Origin of the sequence: Christensenella intestinihominis (assembly GCF_001678845.1) — a bacterium.
In the GTDB taxonomy this organism is placed as follows: Bacteria; Bacillota; Clostridia; order Christensenellales; family Christensenellaceae; genus Christensenella; species Christensenella intestinihominis.
In genome coordinates this window covers 53410-70561 of the sequence record NZ_MAIQ01000009.1, presented here as the reverse complement: position 1 = coordinate 70561, position 17152 = coordinate 53410, and the positions used below count along the sequence as shown (strand labels likewise).

The following is a 17152-nucleotide window of genomic DNA, read 5'->3' as shown; positions in this document are numbered from 1 at the left end:
TGCTTTGAATCTGTATTTAATTGTTTTCGATCCACATATTACCTCCCTGAAAGTGAAAACCCGCCACAGTGGGCGGGTTACAGCTAATGCTTGATAATTAGCACCTTAATATTCCCCATACTTTCAATATCCCTCTTAAATTCTTCTTCATTTTGAATACAGCCTAAGTCATATACAATAAATAATTGTCTCTCATATTGCTTGCTGTACGCAGTTATATCAGCATTTATTTCTTCGATAATTTTTGATTTTTTCCCATCTCGCAACAATTTCACTTCAATACACAGTTGAAGTTTTGGAATAATAAAATCCGGTATGTATTCTTTACCCGAAAACTTAAATTTGCCTGTTTCTCTGTCGTAATCCGTTCCTTTTCCCAATCCGCGGCCTAATAACAGCACTTCAATAACATCTTGAATCTCCATTTCCTTTTCGGGTTTGTTGTGAACAGCAGCCCTAAGACGTGATCCAAAAAAGCTCTCCAGATTATCAAACTCGTCATCAACGAAGTCCAAAGTTCCTTCCAAAGTAGCATATAGCATTTTAGCAGCAATCAATACTTGCTCAAAAATTCTTTTCTGCTCTCCCCAAAGAGTATCCATATAGCCTTTCATTTCATCTGTTTTAAAAGTATAGAACATACTCGCTACTTTAGTCTTTTGGCGAACTTTTTCCGCAAAATCATTATATATACATGCCATATCTTTGTAGGCGACATATCGAGAATGCTCCGCCATTTCTTTATTGTTAAGAACTCCTTGCATGGTATCAATAAATGCCTTAACCTGATGTAATAGGACTTTCAATTCGCGCGTTTCATCCAATGATTGCTTTCCCATAAATATCACCTCAATGTAATAATATCATATCTTATTCCCAAAAAGATAAAATGGTTTATTTTGCATTTGTTATATCATCTGGTCGCGTCGTGAGCAAATCGTAAATTTCGCCGTGCGGGAAGCGGTCAACAAATGGGATGGTGACGTCCCCGAAGAACAGCAGGCCTTCGCCGGACTGGCTGTGTGTGATGTAGGATAGCTGATATTCGGAAATATTAAGCTGTTTGGCAAGGATCGCCCGATCGCCCTGCGCCTGTGCAAGAAGTACCATGAAATCCGTGTTTTCCAAAATGTTCTCGATCTCGCGGCTGGTAAACAGGTCTTTTACGTTCTGTGTGAGGGCTGACGGTACGCATCCCTTTTTCCGCAGCATCTTCCAGATTCGTACAAAGTACGAAGCGGAAAGGCTGTCTTGCAGCAGGACGTGGAACTCGTCGAAATAACACCACGTTGCGATTCCCGCCGCAAAATTGGCGCTCGTCGCCGTCTGCACAAATTCGTTGGTGATGTGCATGGCGATCTTGCGTAAGCCCTCTCCGAGTTTTTTCAGGACGATGCACACCACGCGGTTATTCAGATTGACATTTGTATGGTGATTGAACAGGTTGAGCGATCCCGTACAATACAGCTCCAGCGCCGTTGCGATGCGCTTTGCTTCCGGCTCCGGCTGCTCTCCCAAAAGCCGGTACAGGTCTTGGAGCAGGGGCATTTTCGCTGTTTCCGGATACAGCACCACATCCCTGTAAACGGTGCGCACACAACGGTCAATGACTGTTTTTTCAATGGGCTGCAAACCGTCCCGCCCGCCGACAATAAGCTCGCACAGGGATAATAAAAAGTCCGCTTTCAGCGAAAGCGGGCTGTCCTCGTCTGTAAGATTCATTTTCATGTCCATGGGGTTGATATAATGCGTGCTGTCTGGGGCAAGCTCTATGACCTGTCCGCCCAGCCGTCGGATCAGCGGCGCGTATTCGCCCATTGGATCGACCACAATGATCCTGTCCTTTGTGGCGAGGAACACATGGATAAGCTCACGCTTTGCGGCAAAGCTCTTGCCGCTCCCCGTGGAACCGAGATACAGGCCGTTTGCGGATTTCAGTTTTTTTCTGTCCGCCATGATAATATTGTGGGAAAGCGCGTTCATGCCATAGTAGATGGACGGGCCGCCCATGCGGAGCTCTTGCGTGAGGAAAGGAACGAAAATCCCCGTGCTGCTCGTCGTCATGCCTCGCTCGATCTCGATCCCGTTCCAGCCGAGGGGCAGGCTGCTCATAAATCCTTGCTCTTGTTGGAAATCCAGCCGCTTCAAAAAACAGTTATATTTCTGCGTAACGCCGGACAGCGTAAAAATATCGTTCTCAAGCTGCTGCCGTGTGGGCGCAGTGTTCACCACGAGGAATGTAAGCAAAAACATCCGCTCGTTGCGGCTTTGCAGGTCTGTCAAAAGCTCCGCCGCATCCTTTGAAAACAGCACAAGGTCGGGCGGCAGGATGTCCATATCATAACCGGAACGCGCCGCTTTTTTCTGTTCGTCCATTTTCATGCGGGCAATATCCGTCAGCTTCCTTTTTACCATTTTGATCGCCTTTGACTGGTCTATCGCGCGGGCGTGCAGGGTAACGGACATTTCGGCGTCGATCTCCAGCATTTCAGTGAGCAGCTTATCCGAAAGCTCGGAAGCCATGATCTGCATATATGAGGCCGCGCCCCACGCCGAGCCTATGCGAAACGTCCGGCTTTGCCGGAAATCAAAGGAAGTGGGAGCGATAAAGTCTTTGGTGTTCATACCCGTTTGCGGAATCATGTCCCACGCAAACAGGAACGGCTCGCGTTCGCCAGGATGAAGCTGTCCATGCAGCGCCGCAAGGCGTTCCCACCCGGTAAGCGGGTGGCATTTTACACCCAAACGTTTGAAATTCCCCATAATATCCGCTTCTACACGGTCAAGCCGCATCCGCGCCGTTTTCAGGCTGTCCGCGTGGATACCAAAGGTAATGTACTTTGAGCGCGTGATGCCGTTATTGCTTTTGGCCGCCTGTGTTTTCAGCATTTCCACGAACTCGCTGCGGATCGCGTCGCTGCCGTCTTTCTGCATTGGGATATTGACAATCCGCCTGTCATCCGGGCGGGAGCGGCGGTTAATAAAGGACATCTGGAACGGCAGAGAGCTGTCAAAATAATTGAGGAACGCGCAGTACCCGTCGAAAATAACGGCTTGGTCGTCCCGCGACGCTACCGAATAATTGATGTCCTCATACGCTATGCTTTTGGTGTAATAATCCCCATAAACGCGGCACACGCCGTCCCGCAGCATTTCGCGGTATGGGATGCTTTCCTGTGCGGATAAGGCACGCTTATCCCTTTTAACGACAGGGCGTTTGTTTCCTGTGGACGTGCTTTTTTGTGCCAAACTCTTTCTCCTCCTTTGTGTTTTCACTGAAATATGCGTAAAAGTTTTGTGTCCTGTATGGCCGTATGCCCGGACGCAGGAATTTTACACGAAGTATATTCCGCAAGACCTTTTCAAAGGGCAGGCCGTCCCGCTCGTACATGGCGAACAGGAAACACGGCAGCATCAGGGCGATCATAAGGAACATTGCCCCGGTATTGCCGATAGCCGCACGGCTGCACAGGTAAACGGGAATCCCAACAGCCGCCGCGCTTCCAAAACAGATAAGCTGGCGTTTTGTCAAACCCATGACCAGCTTGTTTTTTACTTTAGACAGATCGTTTGGTACGTTTACATACGCCAATCCGAAAACCTCCTTGCTTAACTCGATCCAAAATATGTTGGTAGCGTACTTTTTACTTCATTGCCCCACACGTCCCATCCCGGTGTTTCCTGCCGGGCGAAAAGCTCCGCGCGGGGCAGGTTGCCCATCAGCCGCACGATCCGCTCCCGCGTTTCATCCGGTTTTTTGCTGTGCTCCTCTATGGGGGAGATAATAAACTGGTGAATCCCTTTATCCTGCCGCTTCGGGTGTCCGCGCGTTGCCAGCAGGCAGACCTCCGCGTTGGAGCGCGTCCAAAACCCCATGCCGTAAAACCATGTTTTGGCTTTCCGGTTTTGCTTCAACCATACGAACGCGACGGTTTTGAACCGGAACCCCCACGCGCGGATCACACGCAGCGCCTCCGGCAGCATAGGGAAAGTAGCCCATAAGAAAAGCGCGCTGTCTTTCGCGGCGATCTCCGCAACGGGCAGTGCACATATTTCATCGAGGATCATCGTGGGGTAATGGTGTTCCGCCGTACCTTGCCCGCCTTTATTGGCATACCGCCACGGCGGATCGGCCAGAATAATATTGTACTTTTTGATAAACAATCCTCCTTTCGCTTCGGGCCAACATGGCCCGAAGCCGCTATTCTTTTGTTTCGCTCATTGCCTTCCTGATGCGTTCTTTGGCAAGCGGATAATATGTGCGGGAATTTTCAAAACAGAGGAAGCGGCGGCCTGTATTGATGCACGCGACTGCCGTCGTCCCGCTCCCGGCGCAGACGTCCACGACAAGATCGTTTTCGCCGGTATATGTCCTGATGAGGTATTCGCAAAGCTCCACCGGCTTTTGCGTCGGGTGGATTCCTTTGCTCACCGTCTTAAACTGGATCACGTTGCCGGGAAACCGCCGTCCGTCCGGCGACGATATGGAGCCAGAACGGATAAACTTCCCGTAATTGCTGCTCTGCCCCATGCTCGTGTGCGTCCGCAGGTACGGTTCCCTGTACTCATATTGCGGGTGGTACACCGGTAAATGCTGATAAAACACAAGGATATTTTCGGACTTTTTCAGGGGTGCGCGCCGCGCGTTTAAGAATCCCGTGCCGCGATCCTTGTACCACACCCATTCGTACCGCAGCATTTTCAGGTTGGACACGCCTAATATTTTGTCGTAGGGGCATTGCGCGAACAACAGGATCGCGCCATTCGGCTTGACTGCCCGCCGCGCCGCCGTCCAGAACTCCGGCAAAGGAAGCCGCACGTCCCAAGCGTTGCGCGTCGTGCCATAGGGCGGATCGGTCAAAAGCATATCTACCGACGCGGGCGGCAGGGAGGAAAGCCCCTCTATGCCGTCCATGCAGTATATCTCATTTTCTTTCATTCCTTATTGTCCATTTTCCTCCTTTAACGTTCCGCCGTTTTTTCCTTTGTCGGGGTAGGGCGGGACGCGTTATGCTCCGCCGCCTGTTTTCCGGCTTTTTCCATCTGCTCCGCCATGCGCGGCTTATCTTTCAGCGCCGCCGCTCTGGCCTGTACACGTTCCACCGCCGTGTGGTATTCCTCGATCACCGCCGCGTTAAACTCCTTCCGAATATCCTTATCCACATAAGCCATACTGCGGTAGCCACCTTTGCCGTCCGGCCTGCTCGGCATACCGACAAATAACTCGCCGTCCTTGTTTTCCACAATTTTGAAGTCGTTTATGGTGATACCGCCGACTGTGATCCACGCGAATCCGTACAGGTTGCCCTGCGGCTCTACCGGGCGCACGGTGATCTCCATTTTCGGCGGTGCGGCTTTTACCATTTCCATGACACGCAGCTTCACCGCTTCGTCCACACTCACCCCGGCGTATTCAGCAAGCTCCGAGATCGGGGCGTCGAAAAGATAATGCCGTTCCTCTGCAAGTTCCTGCTCCGTCTTTTGAGCAGGCTGCTTTACCTCTGCCTGTACCTGATTCTGTTCCATTTCCTGATTTTCCATTGCCTTTTTTGCCATGATTTTTTCCTCCGAAATATTTTTAATGTGCTCCAAAAATAGATTTTGCGAGTGTTCCCGTCTTAAACAGCGCGAAGCATAAAAGGATGGTGTACCCCAAAACGCCCCATATCGCGTCAAAGGCGTTATCGCTCACCGCGATATTCTTGACGAGTACCGCGTAAATCCCGATACATACTATAATAAGAAAGCCCTGAAAAGCGATTGCCGCAAGCGACCGGAAATAGTTCTGCCCGACCTGTGATGTTTCCCGGTTGGCGACCGTGGCTGCCGGAATGGGCGCAAGGCTCGTGAGCAGATATATTTCTATCATCCTGCCGTATGCAATGACAAAGATCACTATGTTCAGTATCGGTACCACCAGCTTCACGAAAAGCGACTGGAACCACAGCCCAATGAGCGGGCCAATATCCATCGCCTGTAATTTTTCCTCTACATCGAGGATAATATCCGGCGTTATTGCCGTGGAACTGTCGATGATATCCGCCGCCCCCGCTACCGCGTTTTGCGATACGTCAAAGATTGCCATAATAATGTTGAATGTGTTTGACAGGATCATTACCGCGACAAACGTCTTGAATATCCACTTGAAAAATATCCATGTATCGAGGTCGTGCAGGTTGTTCTTTTCAACGATCATTTGTATGAGCTCGTAACACACGATCCCTGTCAATATCACGCCGGCAATGGGAAGTATCACCGTTTCAGATAGCTGCCGTATCAGCGAGAAAATATCCGCGTCCCATGCGGCGGGAGAAGTCCCCGCCAGCACGGCCACTTCTCCGATCTGGTTGTTCACATCGGAGAACAGTGTTTCCATGTTCCACATGATACCGTCGATCAGCACGCCTTTCAGCCATTCGCCGATCCACTCGAAGATGACCATAACCGCTGCCTCTCGCTAAAACAGCCCGGACAACATCGGGATCAGCGTAACACCGAGCAAAATAACTCCGCCCCCGGCCATAAGTTGCTTTACCCCCTGCGACTTTGCCGCCGGATTGTCCGCTCCATAACCTTCGAGTAGATTGATCACGCCCCACACGGCAAGCCCGGCTCCCAACGCGATCACAAGGGTTTGCAGCGTTTCTACTGCACTTGAAAAAAATCCCATAAACTACCTGCCTCCTTTATCCATAAATACAAAAACCGCCTTGCGGCGGTCTTTTCGCTTCCTTACTTCGGGCCAACTTGGCCCGAAGCATATATACTGTCATCCAAACGCTTCGGGATCGTCTATGTCATCGTAATCCAAAATATCATCGTCCGCTTCCTCCCCGGTAACGTCCACCTCGTAAACGTCATACTGTTCCTCCGGCTTTGGTCTCATGCGGCGGCTCACAAGGCCAGACAGGTCAAAAGCATTGCGCTTTGCGTCCGCTTCTGCGGTCTGCCTGTAATTCGGGTGCCGTTCCAAACGGTACTTTGGGGAATAAAAGGGGCGCAGCCCCCGAAGCTGTAAAATACACTTATCTCCCGGCATGGTGGTGAGCTCGTCTATCGTCATAAGCTCCTTTCCCAGCCTTTGCAGGTTCTGTCCATAGCTTTCTGACTGGCCCCGCGTCCTGCTGTCCGTATACATAGAGATCGTTTCCTTGCCAAGCGTCTCAGATAACTCCTTGACCGTCGTATGCTCACGGCCTCCCAAAAATATGATGGAATCCATATTGCCCATAATGGTTTCAGCATGATCCTTGTATATGGCCTTGCATTGGCTCTGCGCCTGATAGAACAGGCATAGGGATATTTCCCGCGAACGGATGACCGCGACGAGTTTTTCCAGTCCCGGTACCTGCCCGGTATTGGCCGCCTCATCCCACAAAAAACGCACATGATGAGGCAATCTGCCGCCGTACTTGTTATCCGCGCGTTCGCACAACAGGTTAAACATTTGCGAAAACGCGAGGGCAACGATGAAATTGTAGGTGCTGTCCGTGTCCGAAATGATGAAGAACGCTGCCGTTTTTCGGTCTCCCGTTTGGTCGAGCTCCAGTTCATCGTAGCTCATGATCTCCTGTAGCTGCGGGATGGAGAACGGGGCAAGCCGCGCGCCGCAGCTTATGAGGATGGATTTTGCCGTTTTGCCGCTCGCCAGCTTGTACTTTTTGTATTGCCTGACCGCAAAGCAATTTGGCTTCCGCTTTTCAAGGCCCATGAACATATAGTCCACAGCATTGCGGAAATTCTCGTCGTTTTCTCTGACCTCCATGCTGTCGATGAGCTCCACAAGGGTATTGAGGTTCCTGTCCTCCTCCGGTGCCTCGAATACGATATATGCTGTCAGGGCGCAGTACAGCAGCGTTTCCGCTTTCGTCCAGAACTCGTCTCCGTCCTTGCCGTCGCCTTTTGTATTGAGGATCAGAGCGTTGACAAACTTCAAAATATCTGTTTCCGTGCGGATATATGCGAGGGGGTTATAGTGCATGGATTTTGAAAAATCTATACTATTGAACACCTTGATCCTGTAACCCTGCCTCTCTAAAAATTTTCCCACCTGTCCGAGCAGGCTGCCTTTGGGATCGACAACCACATACGAGCTGTGCGCCTGCAAGAGCTGCGGCGTGAGCCAAAACCGGGTTTTGCCACTCCCGGACGAGCCGATAACACAGCAGTTTTTATTGCGCGCGTTTGCCGGGTTTTTGGGGCGGCCGTTCATTGTAAGGAACTCCGTTCCCGTCAAAATGACATTGTTTTGAAAAACCGGATCAATAAACGGTTTGATGTCCTTTGCCGTACCCCAGCGCGCCGTACCGTATTCTTCATCTTTGCGAAACTTCTTTGCGTTATGTTTTTTATACTGCACAGCAAGCCACACAAGCCCAGCTCCGATGAGCCCAATCAGCCAATCGAAGCCGTCCAGCCCCGGCGCTATCGTTCCAAACGCCGCATGTAGGCTATGCGGCAGCCCGGCTAATTTTTCCCAAAACATATCCCCAGCCGCGATCCGGTAAGCTGTGCCGAACTTTAGAAACACCCAAAATAGGAACAGGTAGGGAACAAGCGGGAGTGCATACTTTTTGAGTTTACCTTCCATCTTGCGCCGCCTCCCGTTCCCGTGTACGTTCCTTCGACTGTTTATTCCGTACAAGATCGGCAGCCTGCCTCACCTGTTCCCGTATGGGCGGCTTCCGACCTTTACGCAGGGCGCGTTTGGTGTATTCCGAAAAACAGGCCGTGATCGCGTCCGCCTGCTTCGCCTTGAAAAACAGCAGGTATTTTTTCGGCCCGGTCTTGTAAAAAGCATAGTCCACGTTATATTTTCGCGCCGTCCGGTCGAACAGGCGCGTGTTCCCGTCGAGCGGGATACTGTTTATCGTTTCGGCATGGTTCATCAGCTTTTTCACGCTTTGCCTGCCATGCGGGGTATGCGCCTTTTGGCGGGCCCGCCGTATCTGCCGGAGCGCCGACGACAACGCCCTTGCCAATACCCTGCCCGTCATCCTGCCCGCCGATACGGACAAGGCTAAAAAGCGCCGTTCAATATCTTCCTGCAAAATTACGCCTCCTTCCCGCTTCGGGCCAACTTGGCCCGAAACAGCCATCCCTACCGCTCATGGGCGATATTTTTGTCCCTGTGTCCTCGTTTGCTTCGGTTTTCCCGCTCCGCTTGTTTCCCGCACTCCCGCAGTACCTTTTTGATATGCGGTGGCTTCGCGGCCTTTTCCTCCAACTGTTTCAAATGTTGGAGCGCTGCTTCCGTATTTTTTCCGATTCCTTTGGAACAGGAACACGCGGCGCGGAACGGGGCAGTCATGCCTCGTACTGCTTTTCCGTTTGGTTTTGCTTCCGTTATGCCGCTCTTGCCCGAAAGCGCACGTCCCGCGTTACGCAGGTTACGCCCGGCTTCATGGTATCTTGTGCCCGCCGCCTCGACAGCGCGGATCGCTTGTTCCGCCATTTTCGCTGCTTTTTCCGCGTCGCTGCGGATCGTTTCCAATATGGGCTGCACTTTGAAAAAGCGGGAGAGATGGGCCAGCGCGGCATTTCCTTTTTCCCGGAACGCCGAGAAAGCATTTTTACATCCGGCGGCCACTGCTTCTTTCAGCCGTTGGAGTTTTTCCCGCAGGCCCGAAACATACTGCCGCATAGCTTCTTCTGCTTTTTGCAAAGCCATTTTGGCAGGATGGTTTCGCTGTTGTGCGTCCGCAAGGCCGCGCCGCACTTCCGCAAGCTCATGTACCGCCGTATCCAGTTGTTTTTGTATGTCCGCGATCTGGCCGAGAAGAATATTCAATCCATACCATTCAGGGCTATCCCGGTTCAGCACGGCAAGCAGTTCCGCCACATGAGTATTTTTTGTAATGAGTATTTCCGGCATATTTCCTCCATTCTGTTATCCTCCCAACGCCTCCACGATTCCGCGCATAATGTATTCAGCGCATGGAAGCGCGATTGCGTTCCCAAGCGCGCGGTACCGCGCGCTGTCCGATATTTCCCTGCCGTCCGCGCCGTATCTTGTCCAATTTTCCGGCAAGCCCATGAGACGTTCACATTCAACCGGCATGAGGTCGCGGATCACGCCGTTCTTGTATTCCTCCCCGTACCACAGCGCAAAGGTATTGGTATCGCTGGCTAATATGGTGGGAAAGGGATCTCCGCGTTTTCCAAAACTCCCCAAAAAACTATTTGTGTCTTTGCGTCCCGCCGTTCCCCGCATCCGTATTTTTTGGAACGGGCAGACCGTGATCCCGGATATTTCCCGCCCTGTTTCAGCAGCAGGTACTCTATTTCTTTTGGCGGCGGGCATCCCGCTTTGTCCGCAAGCCGCAGTATCCGGCTGCACACCGCCGGGCCGGAACAATATTTCTCCGGCGCGTTCGCCTCCAAAATCTGCCACGAGGAAGATGCGCCGCCTGCGCTGCGGCAGCCGGGGCTTTCCCCAATACTGGGCGTCCAGCAATCTCCATGCGACGTCAGGACGTCCCCCTCGCACCATTCCGGCGCATGCCCATCTTCCACTAACAGGCATTGGAACCTCGGTATCTGTGAAAGACTGGAGCACGGCTCTAAAATCCATCCGGTCATTTGATGAAAACGCTCCCATGACGTTCTCCCAAACAGCGATAACTGGATACCTGCCATTCGTCGCCTCCCTCATTTCCTTTATAATGCGTATCGCGTGGTGGTACAGGCTGGATTTTTCCCCGGAAAGCCCTGTTCGGTTCCCGGCAGCCGATAAATTTTGGCAGGGGGAACCGAATGTGATAACGTCCACCGCCGGGATCTCCGCCCCATGCAGGGCGGTAATATCTCCCAAATGCTCCATACCGGGGAAATGCCTTTTTGTGATAGAAACGGGGATTTTTTCGATCTCACTCGCCCATAGAGGCGTGATACCACAATTCATACCCGCAAGCGGGAATACACCGATCCCGTCAAACAGGCTGCCCAGCGTGATCAACGGCTGTCCTGCCTTTTCACGCCCTGTCCCTTGACCGCCATAATCCCTTCCAGCGTCGTTGCTGTGATATGCAGCCGTCCCGCAATGGCAATGTCATTTTTCACATTTTCGTCGATTGTGTTCCCGCATACCACAAGCACATGGGCTCTCCGCAGCAGGTCGCGCCCAATATCTATCCCGCTCTTATGCTCCTTCGGGACAGCGTCGTTGAGGAACAAAGGCAGGTACAGGATCGGACAAATGGGAGAAACGCCCGCTTCATATACCGCCCGGCAGTACCGCGCTGCCTGTTCGATGTCCGTTTTCTGTTTACCGCTCCATGCGGCTGATAAATATGCCAATGGCCGTTTCATTCTTTGCCTCCGTTTCTTTCAGCCCACCCCACGCCCGCCCATTCTTGGGCGGGGGCGGCTCTGGGGAATTTCTTGATCCCCGCCGCTTGGGCACAAAAAAAGCACAGGCCGGAACAGGCCGTCAAGGGTTAAAACCGCCTATGGCGGCGCAACGCGCCCTTGACTGCCTGTTTCCGTCTGTGCTATCTAAACACCGGCGACGGGGAATAACAGATATTCCTTTTCCTGCGGTTCGGGCCATGTTGGCCCGAGGTCCGTTATTTCTCCAACTCGTTTTTCTTATTTGGCTTCACAATATCTTTTTGCTTGTCTTTCCATTCGTCGAGCAGGTGAAGTATGGTATCTTTCATCTCACGCGGCGTTTTGTCCTTTCCAAAATACTGCGAAAGCTCCTGACTGGATATGATCACTTTGTCTACCTCCTTTTTTTCTTCCAGCATAATCCCATCGATCATGTCCGGGTTTAAGATGTTCTTTTGCGCGAGCTCCCTCATGCGCTGTGCCTGCGACAGGGAGGGCGTCGATTGCTGTCCCTCGATTGCCACCGCAATATATTCTTGTAGCTTTGCATCCTTGATATATGACAGTTCAACTGCCGGGGTAAACGCTATTTTCAGCGTCTTATCATTACCGAGCCGCTTACCGTCCACCATTTCCTGCAAAGAGGGGGAAAGGTTCGTAAGCGCGATATGCCTCTGCACCTGCTTGACGCTCATGCCGTTTCGTTCCGCGACAATAGCGTTGGAGCGTTTCCCAACGTCCTCCACGCTTGCCGTCACATCTCCTTGCAGCGCCTCCTGCGCCCCCTGGTGCTTGAGGGATTCAAGCTGTTTCTTCAATGCCCGTGCGAGCTCCATTGTCCCGATCTCCCGGTTGTTGACATTATCCTCGACCATCTGCTGGATCGCCTGGTCGTCGTTCAGCGCGCGTATGATACACGGGGTATATGGTATGCCCGCGTCTTTACCGCCTTCGTCGCGCCTGTGTCCCGAAACGATCTCATAGCCGCCGGCGGGGCGGGGGCGGACGATGGCTGGCTGCGTTACGCCGTGCGCGCGGATACTCGCCACAAACGCCATATATTTTGTGTTTTTCTCCACGTTGAACGGGTGATCCTTGAACGAGTGGAGCTCATTATGTGGGATGCGCACGACCTGTTCTACCTCCGGGGCTTTCCACGGTTCCGCCGCTTTTTCCGATTTCGGAATATGGAATTTTTCACGGAGCTCCTTCTCCAACTTTGCCTTGCGCTCCTTTAGTTCCGGCTCGTCCGCTTTTTTCTCCGCTGCCCGTTCCGCAGTTTCTCCCTGCCCGGCGTTTTTTTCCTTGCCCTGTGCTGCCATTTCCTTTTTTGCGGGAAAAGGGATCACGGGCTTTTCTTCTTTCAATTTCGATTCGCTTTTTACCTTATTATTCGGCATGGGTGAAAGTTTGGGCTTTTCTTCCGGCTTCTTGTCCGTCTTTTCATTTACCTGTATCCCCTTGCTTTGACCGGGGATCGCCGCCTTTTTTGTTTCCGGCTGTTTGGGGACGGAAGCAGGATTTGGCCCCTCCTTTGCAGAAGCCGCCGGTGCTTTGACTGGATTTATCATTTTTGCTTTTTCCGGCTTTCCTTTTTCCGGCGGAACAACCGATTTTGTTTCCGGTTTTTGGGAAACGCTTTCTTTGTTCCGGATAGGTTTTTGTTCCGCCAGCTTTCCGGCTGCCGCTTTTTTCTCCTCCGGCTTGTTTGGCTTGTCGTTTGCCATCTGTTTTTTCCCTCCTTTTTCATGGCATAAAAAAAGCCTGATATTTTCAGGCTTGTAATGGGATATTTGTTCACCTCCCTCGTGCTTCGGGCCATGTTGGCCCGGTTTTACTTTTTAAGGCATGAAAAAAGGACGTTATTTCTAACGTCCTTTATCCGTTCCCGTTTGCCGAGCCGCCTTAAACACTTTATTTTACTAAGTTCTTTCATGTTTTCTTATATCAGCCCGCATAATTGTGCGCGTTTTTTTCGTTTCCTTATTTTTCCGGAACCTCCGGCAGGCTGTCAAAGCCTTTTTGCAGTTCTTCATCCGTCGGGATATAATCGTTCATTTTCCCGTCGTGGTAGGATTCATAGGCCGTCATATCGAAATATCCGGTTCCCGTGAGGCCGAACAGGATGGTTTTCTGCTCGCCCGACTCCTTGCAGCGGAGCGCCTCGTCGATCGCCGTGCGGATCGCATGCGCAGATTCCGGCGCCGGCAAAATCGTTTCCTTTTTGGCAAACATCACGGCCGCCTCGAACACCTTGCTCTGCTCGACCGACACCGCCTCCATGTATCCGTCATGGTACAGCTTGGAGAGGATGGGCGACATCCCGTGGTAACGCAGGCCGCCCGCGTGGTTCGCGGAGGGAATAAATCCGCTCCCCAGCGTATACATTTTCGCCATCGGCGTAATTTTGCCCGTATCACAAAAATCATACGCATACCTGCCGCGCGTGAAGGACGGGCAGGAGGCCGGCTCCACCGCGACGATCCTCGGGTTTGCCTTTCCGGTCAGCTTGTCCTGCATAAAGGGCGCGATCAGGCCGCCCAGGTTGGAACCGCCGCCCGCGCAGCCGACGACGATATCCGGATATTCGTCAAGCTTTTCCATCGCAAGCTTGGATTCGAGGCCGATGATCGACTGATGGAGCAGCACCTGGTTCAGCACCGAACCAAGCACATAACGGTAGCCCTCCGTGGAGACCGCCTTCTCCACCGCCTCGGAAATCGCGCAGCCGAGGCTTCCCGACGTATTCGGGTTTTCCACCAGAATCTTGCGGCCAATTTCGGTTGTATCGCTCGGGCTGGCGATTACATCCGCGTCAAAGGTCTGCATCACCGCTTTGCGGAAGGGTTTTTGCTGGTAGGAGACCTTAACCATGTACACCGTAAGCGGAAGCCCAAAATAAGAGCACGCTTCCGCGAGCGCAGTTCCCCATTGGCCCGCCCCCGTTTCTGTCGTGAGCCCCTTCAGGCCCTGGTCCTTCGCATAATAGGCCTGCGCAATTGCCGAATTGAGCTTATGGCTGCCCGACGTATTATTTCCCTCAAATTTGTAATAAATTTTCGCAGGCGTATCGAGGGCTTTTTCCAGGTTAAACGCACGGATCAGCGGCGACGGGCGATAGATTTTGTACATCTCGAGGACTTCCTCGGGAATGTCCACATACCTCGTCTCGTTATCCAGTTCCTGATGCGCCAGCTTTTTGCAGAACACCGGATAGAGGTCCTCCTCCGTTGCCGGCTGCATTGTCGCCGGGTTCATCATCGGCGCGGGCAATTCTTTCATATCTGCGCGCATATTATACCACTGCCTGGGCATCTCGTCTTCAGTTAAATAGAGTCTGTGCGGAATTTTTACCATTGCTTTGTTCCCCCTTCAAATGTTTTATTTTAAACCAAAAAAGGCTTTTGTCCCAACTTCTGGGACAAAAGCCTAAAACTTCTGCGGTGCCACCCGGATTGGCGCAAAGCGCCCTCTCTGCCACAATCAAACAATTGTGTTTCCATGATAACGGTTGGAAACTCCGTCAGGTATTACTAAACTTTCGTTGTTCTCCCTGCCCTCATCAGTCCATTCACCGAAAATCCTATGCTGCAATGATCGCACCGCCCATTGCTCTCTCAATGCGGTTTTCCCGGTTACTCCTCTGAATCACTGGTTTCTTTATTTATGATTGCTTATTATAGCAGTCTTTCCCGGGCATGTCAAGCGGGAAGTTATCTTCGCGCTTCCGCCTGCTTTTGCATCGCCTTGAGCTCCGCCGCGGTAACGATATACTTTTTATCACGGCTGTCCTGCTCCGTAAAGCGCCCCTCCTGCTTTCTTTCATTGCGGGAATCATAGAACAGGAACGGAACCGGCTCCCCGCCGTGCGCCCCGGTATCGGAAAACGTAAAGTGGTCGGAAGCCACGGACAGCGTAAAATCATCCCCGATATTTTTAAGGAACTCTTTCAGGAATATGCGGTCAATCGCCTCTATGGCCTCCATCTTCTCTATCGGCTGGAGCTCATGGGAAAGGTCGTCCGTTTCCTGGATGTGAACGTAAATATCCTCATATTCGTTTACGGCTTTGACCGCTTTTTCAAGCTTCTCTTCCAAAAAGTCCCCGAAGGTACGGCCTTCTCGTTTGGTGCCGACGTTGGGAAGCCCGGCAATCGTCGTAATCCCGTCCATCAGCAGCGTTTCCGAAAGCGCAACACGCCCGCGGGTATCTCCTTTAATTTCGGGCATGACCGACGCGCCCCACATCCACATGCCGTTCGCGGGAATATTTTTCTTCCGCAGGAAATCATACGATTTTTTCATCAGTTCAAAAAACTTCGCCTGTTTTCCTTCCGTCCTGATAAACGGCGCAATATCCTGCCCGATGATGTCATGTGCGGGCATAAAGTCGACCGGATAAAGCCTTTTCCCATTTTTAACAATCAGCGTACAGCGGAAGGAACCACAATAAATAAGCTGGTATTCCTCGTCAAACACCGCCTCTGCCAGCTCGCGCGCAACCGGTTCCGCAACCTCGGTTGCAATATCGTAGGCGCTGTAGCTTTTGATACGGCTTGTTTCAAAGGAATCTCCCTCAAAGGCCACCAGGTTGCAGCGGATATACAAATCTTCTTCATTCATGGGAAGGTGCAGCCCCGCCGCCTCGATGATCGAGCGTCCCCGGTATGTATGGGGATCAAAGCCAAGGAGGCTCAGGTTGGCAACCGCGCTCCCCACTTCAAGTCCTTCCGGTATCGTAAGCACCGTTCCCCCCAGCGCCTTTTGGTAAAGGGCGTCAAGGTTCGGCGTTTTTGCATATTCAAGCGGCGTCTTTCCGTCAAGAGCGGCATTTGGCCTGTCTGCGACGCCGTCTAACACCAATGTAATCTTTTTCATGTCTTTTTCCTTTCGCTGTGATCCATTTATGACCTCATTATACGCCATCCGGGCTTTGGGTTCAATCTCAAACACTTTTACGGCACAAAAAAACCATGCCGCCCTTCCCAGGCAAGCATGGCCGCCGTTTTTCGCCGTCAGAGTGCCGCGCGCATCTCCTCGACCTTTTCGAAGTTGCTGCGCATCAGGCTTTCCACCTGTGTGTACCACGATTCCGATCCGCCGCAATAATTTTGGCTTACGTCTTTTGTGGTTTTACCCTGATAATATTTCCCATTTTCATCGAGGTAATCATCCCTCAGCAAGGTAGCCTGATATTCCACACAATCCTGCTTGGTCGGGAATTCCATATACCCGTCGTTCCCATTTTTAATGCCGCCGAGGTTATTGCAATTCTCGGCGAGCTTGCTTTCTCCAAAGCCGCTTTCAAGCTGCGCCACGCTAATCAGGAAAAGCGCATTGATGCCGTGTGTCTGCTCTTTTTCCGCATAGCATTCTCCCAGTCCTTCAAGGCCCGAGCCTTTAAGCAAGGCTTCCAGTTCCTCCGCCGTGCATCCCGAAAGGACCGTCAGGTCCCCATAGGGCGTATATTCATAGGGCGTGATTACGGTTTCATCCGTAAATGTTTCAAACACTGCCTGGGAAATGCTTTTCGCCAGCGCTTCCGCGCTGGTTTCTCCAACCGTTTCCGTTTCAAGGCGCGCAGGCAAATCCGCCGCCATTGCGCGCGGCAAGGCGGTGACGCCAAGGGCAAGAACAAGCACGCCGGCGCACATAATTTGACAGGTTTTCACAATCGTTCTCTTCATACCGATTCCTTTCCCTTTTGAGGGTGCCCTGTTATTATACCTCTGCGACTCCATTTTTGCAAGTTTTCTGCATTTTTTTAGGGAATACGGTTATTAATATTAAATAAATTGTTTATTGATTCCCCACAGAATCAG

The 17152-nt window shown here is 51.9% G+C and carries 18 protein-coding genes; 1 reads left to right on the top strand and 17 read right to left on the bottom strand.

Annotated features, from left to right (window positions below; translation table 11 throughout):
* Positions 1-83: 83 nt before the first annotated feature.
* The 14 genes from BBD38_RS11695 to BBD38_RS11630 all read right to left on the bottom strand — a co-directional run bounded on the left by BBD38_RS11695 (position 84) and on the right by BBD38_RS11630 (position 12902).
* Positions 84-839: a PD-(D/E)XK nuclease domain-containing protein gene (locus BBD38_RS11695; protein WP_066688434.1), complete on the bottom strand. Its 756-nt coding sequence runs from the start codon at positions 837-839 to the stop codon at positions 84-86.
* A gap of 55 nt (positions 840-894) precedes the next feature.
* Positions 895-3249, bottom strand: a complete 2355-nt coding sequence (locus BBD38_RS11690; RefSeq protein ID WP_330672306.1) for a VirB4-like conjugal transfer ATPase, CD1110 family — start codon at positions 3247-3249, stop codon at positions 895-897.
* Positions 3203-3592 carry a PrgI family protein gene (locus tag BBD38_RS11685; RefSeq protein WP_066688433.1) on the bottom strand — a complete coding sequence of 130 codons (390 nt, stop codon included), beginning with the start codon at positions 3590-3592 and terminating at the stop codon, positions 3203-3205. Before BBD38_RS11685 ends, BBD38_RS11690 begins: the two co-directional genes overlap by 47 nt.
* A gap of 17 nt (positions 3593-3609) precedes the next feature.
* Positions 3610-4164: an MT-A70 family methyltransferase gene (locus BBD38_RS11680; protein WP_066688432.1), complete on the bottom strand. Its 555-nt coding sequence runs from the start codon at positions 4162-4164 to the stop codon at positions 3610-3612.
* 37 nt (positions 4165-4201) lie between these two features.
* Positions 4202-4939, bottom strand: a complete 738-nt coding sequence (locus tag BBD38_RS11675; RefSeq protein ID WP_066688430.1) for a DNA-methyltransferase — start codon at positions 4937-4939, stop codon at positions 4202-4204.
* A gap of 23 nt (positions 4940-4962) precedes the next feature.
* Positions 4963-5556 carry a SpoVG family protein gene (locus BBD38_RS11670; protein WP_235829132.1) on the bottom strand — a complete coding sequence of 198 codons (594 nt, stop codon included), beginning with the start codon at positions 5554-5556 and terminating at the stop codon, positions 4963-4965.
* 22 nt (positions 5557-5578) lie between these two features.
* Positions 5579-6442: a VirB6/TrbL-like conjugal transfer protein, CD1112 family gene (locus BBD38_RS11665; RefSeq protein WP_066688428.1), complete on the bottom strand. Its 864-nt coding sequence runs from the start codon at positions 6440-6442 to the stop codon at positions 5579-5581.
* Between the two features lie 15 nt (positions 6443-6457).
* Complete coding sequence (locus BBD38_RS11660; protein WP_066688427.1) at positions 6458-6670, bottom strand: Maff2 family mobile element protein; 213 nt, start codon at positions 6668-6670, stop codon at positions 6458-6460.
* A 99-nt stretch (positions 6671-6769) separates the two neighbouring features.
* The gene (locus BBD38_RS11655; RefSeq protein ID WP_066688425.1) at positions 6770-8590 is read right to left on the bottom strand and encodes a VirD4-like conjugal transfer protein, CD1115 family; all 1821 of its coding nucleotides are present in this window, start codon (positions 8588-8590) and stop codon (positions 6770-6772) included.
* Positions 8580-9050 carry a PcfB family protein gene (locus tag BBD38_RS11650; RefSeq protein WP_066688423.1) on the bottom strand — a complete coding sequence of 157 codons (471 nt, stop codon included), beginning with the start codon at positions 9048-9050 and terminating at the stop codon, positions 8580-8582. Before BBD38_RS11650 ends, BBD38_RS11655 begins: the two co-directional genes overlap by 11 nt.
* 50 nt (positions 9051-9100) lie before the next feature.
* The gene (locus tag BBD38_RS11645) at positions 9101-9874 is read right to left on the bottom strand and encodes a DUF6674 family protein (RefSeq protein ID WP_066688420.1); all 774 of its coding nucleotides are present in this window, start codon (positions 9872-9874) and stop codon (positions 9101-9103) included.
* Between the two features lie 15 nt (positions 9875-9889).
* Positions 9890-10903, bottom strand: a complete 1014-nt coding sequence (locus BBD38_RS11640; RefSeq protein ID WP_066688508.1) for a DNA cytosine methyltransferase — start codon at positions 10901-10903, stop codon at positions 9890-9892.
* Between the two features lie 50 nt (positions 10904-10953).
* Complete coding sequence (locus BBD38_RS11635; protein WP_066688419.1) at positions 10954-11310, bottom strand: DUF7768 domain-containing protein; 357 nt, start codon at positions 11308-11310, stop codon at positions 10954-10956.
* A gap of 257 nt (positions 11311-11567) precedes the next feature.
* Positions 11568-12902 (bottom strand): ParB N-terminal domain-containing protein, encoded by a 1335-nt coding sequence (locus BBD38_RS11630; protein ID WP_407919654.1) that lies wholly within the window; start codon positions 12900-12902, stop codon positions 11568-11570.
* Between BBD38_RS11630 and BBD38_RS15135 the strand changes: the two genes are divergently transcribed.
* Positions 12835-13116 (top strand): hypothetical protein, encoded by a 282-nt coding sequence (locus BBD38_RS15135; protein WP_331463062.1) that lies wholly within the window; start codon positions 12835-12837, stop codon positions 13114-13116. The two genes, BBD38_RS11630 and BBD38_RS15135, sit on opposite strands and share 68 nt — an antisense overlap.
* 198 nt (positions 13117-13314) lie before the next feature.
* Here BBD38_RS15135 and BBD38_RS11625 read toward each other — a convergent pair whose 3' ends face one another.
* From BBD38_RS11625 to BBD38_RS11615, 3 genes are all read right to left on the bottom strand, one after another.
* Positions 13315-14688 (bottom strand): TrpB-like pyridoxal phosphate-dependent enzyme, encoded by a 1374-nt coding sequence (locus BBD38_RS11625; RefSeq protein WP_066688417.1) that lies wholly within the window; start codon positions 14686-14688, stop codon positions 13315-13317.
* 356 nt (positions 14689-15044) lie between these two features.
* Entirely contained in the window at positions 15045-16208 is a 1164-nt protein-coding gene (locus BBD38_RS11620; protein ID WP_066688413.1) for an alkaline phosphatase family protein, read from the bottom strand.
* Between the two features lie 137 nt (positions 16209-16345).
* Positions 16346-17017: a glucosaminidase domain-containing protein gene (locus BBD38_RS11615; RefSeq protein WP_066688411.1), complete on the bottom strand. Its 672-nt coding sequence runs from the start codon at positions 17015-17017 to the stop codon at positions 16346-16348.
* Between the last annotated feature and the right edge of the window lie 135 nt (positions 17018-17152).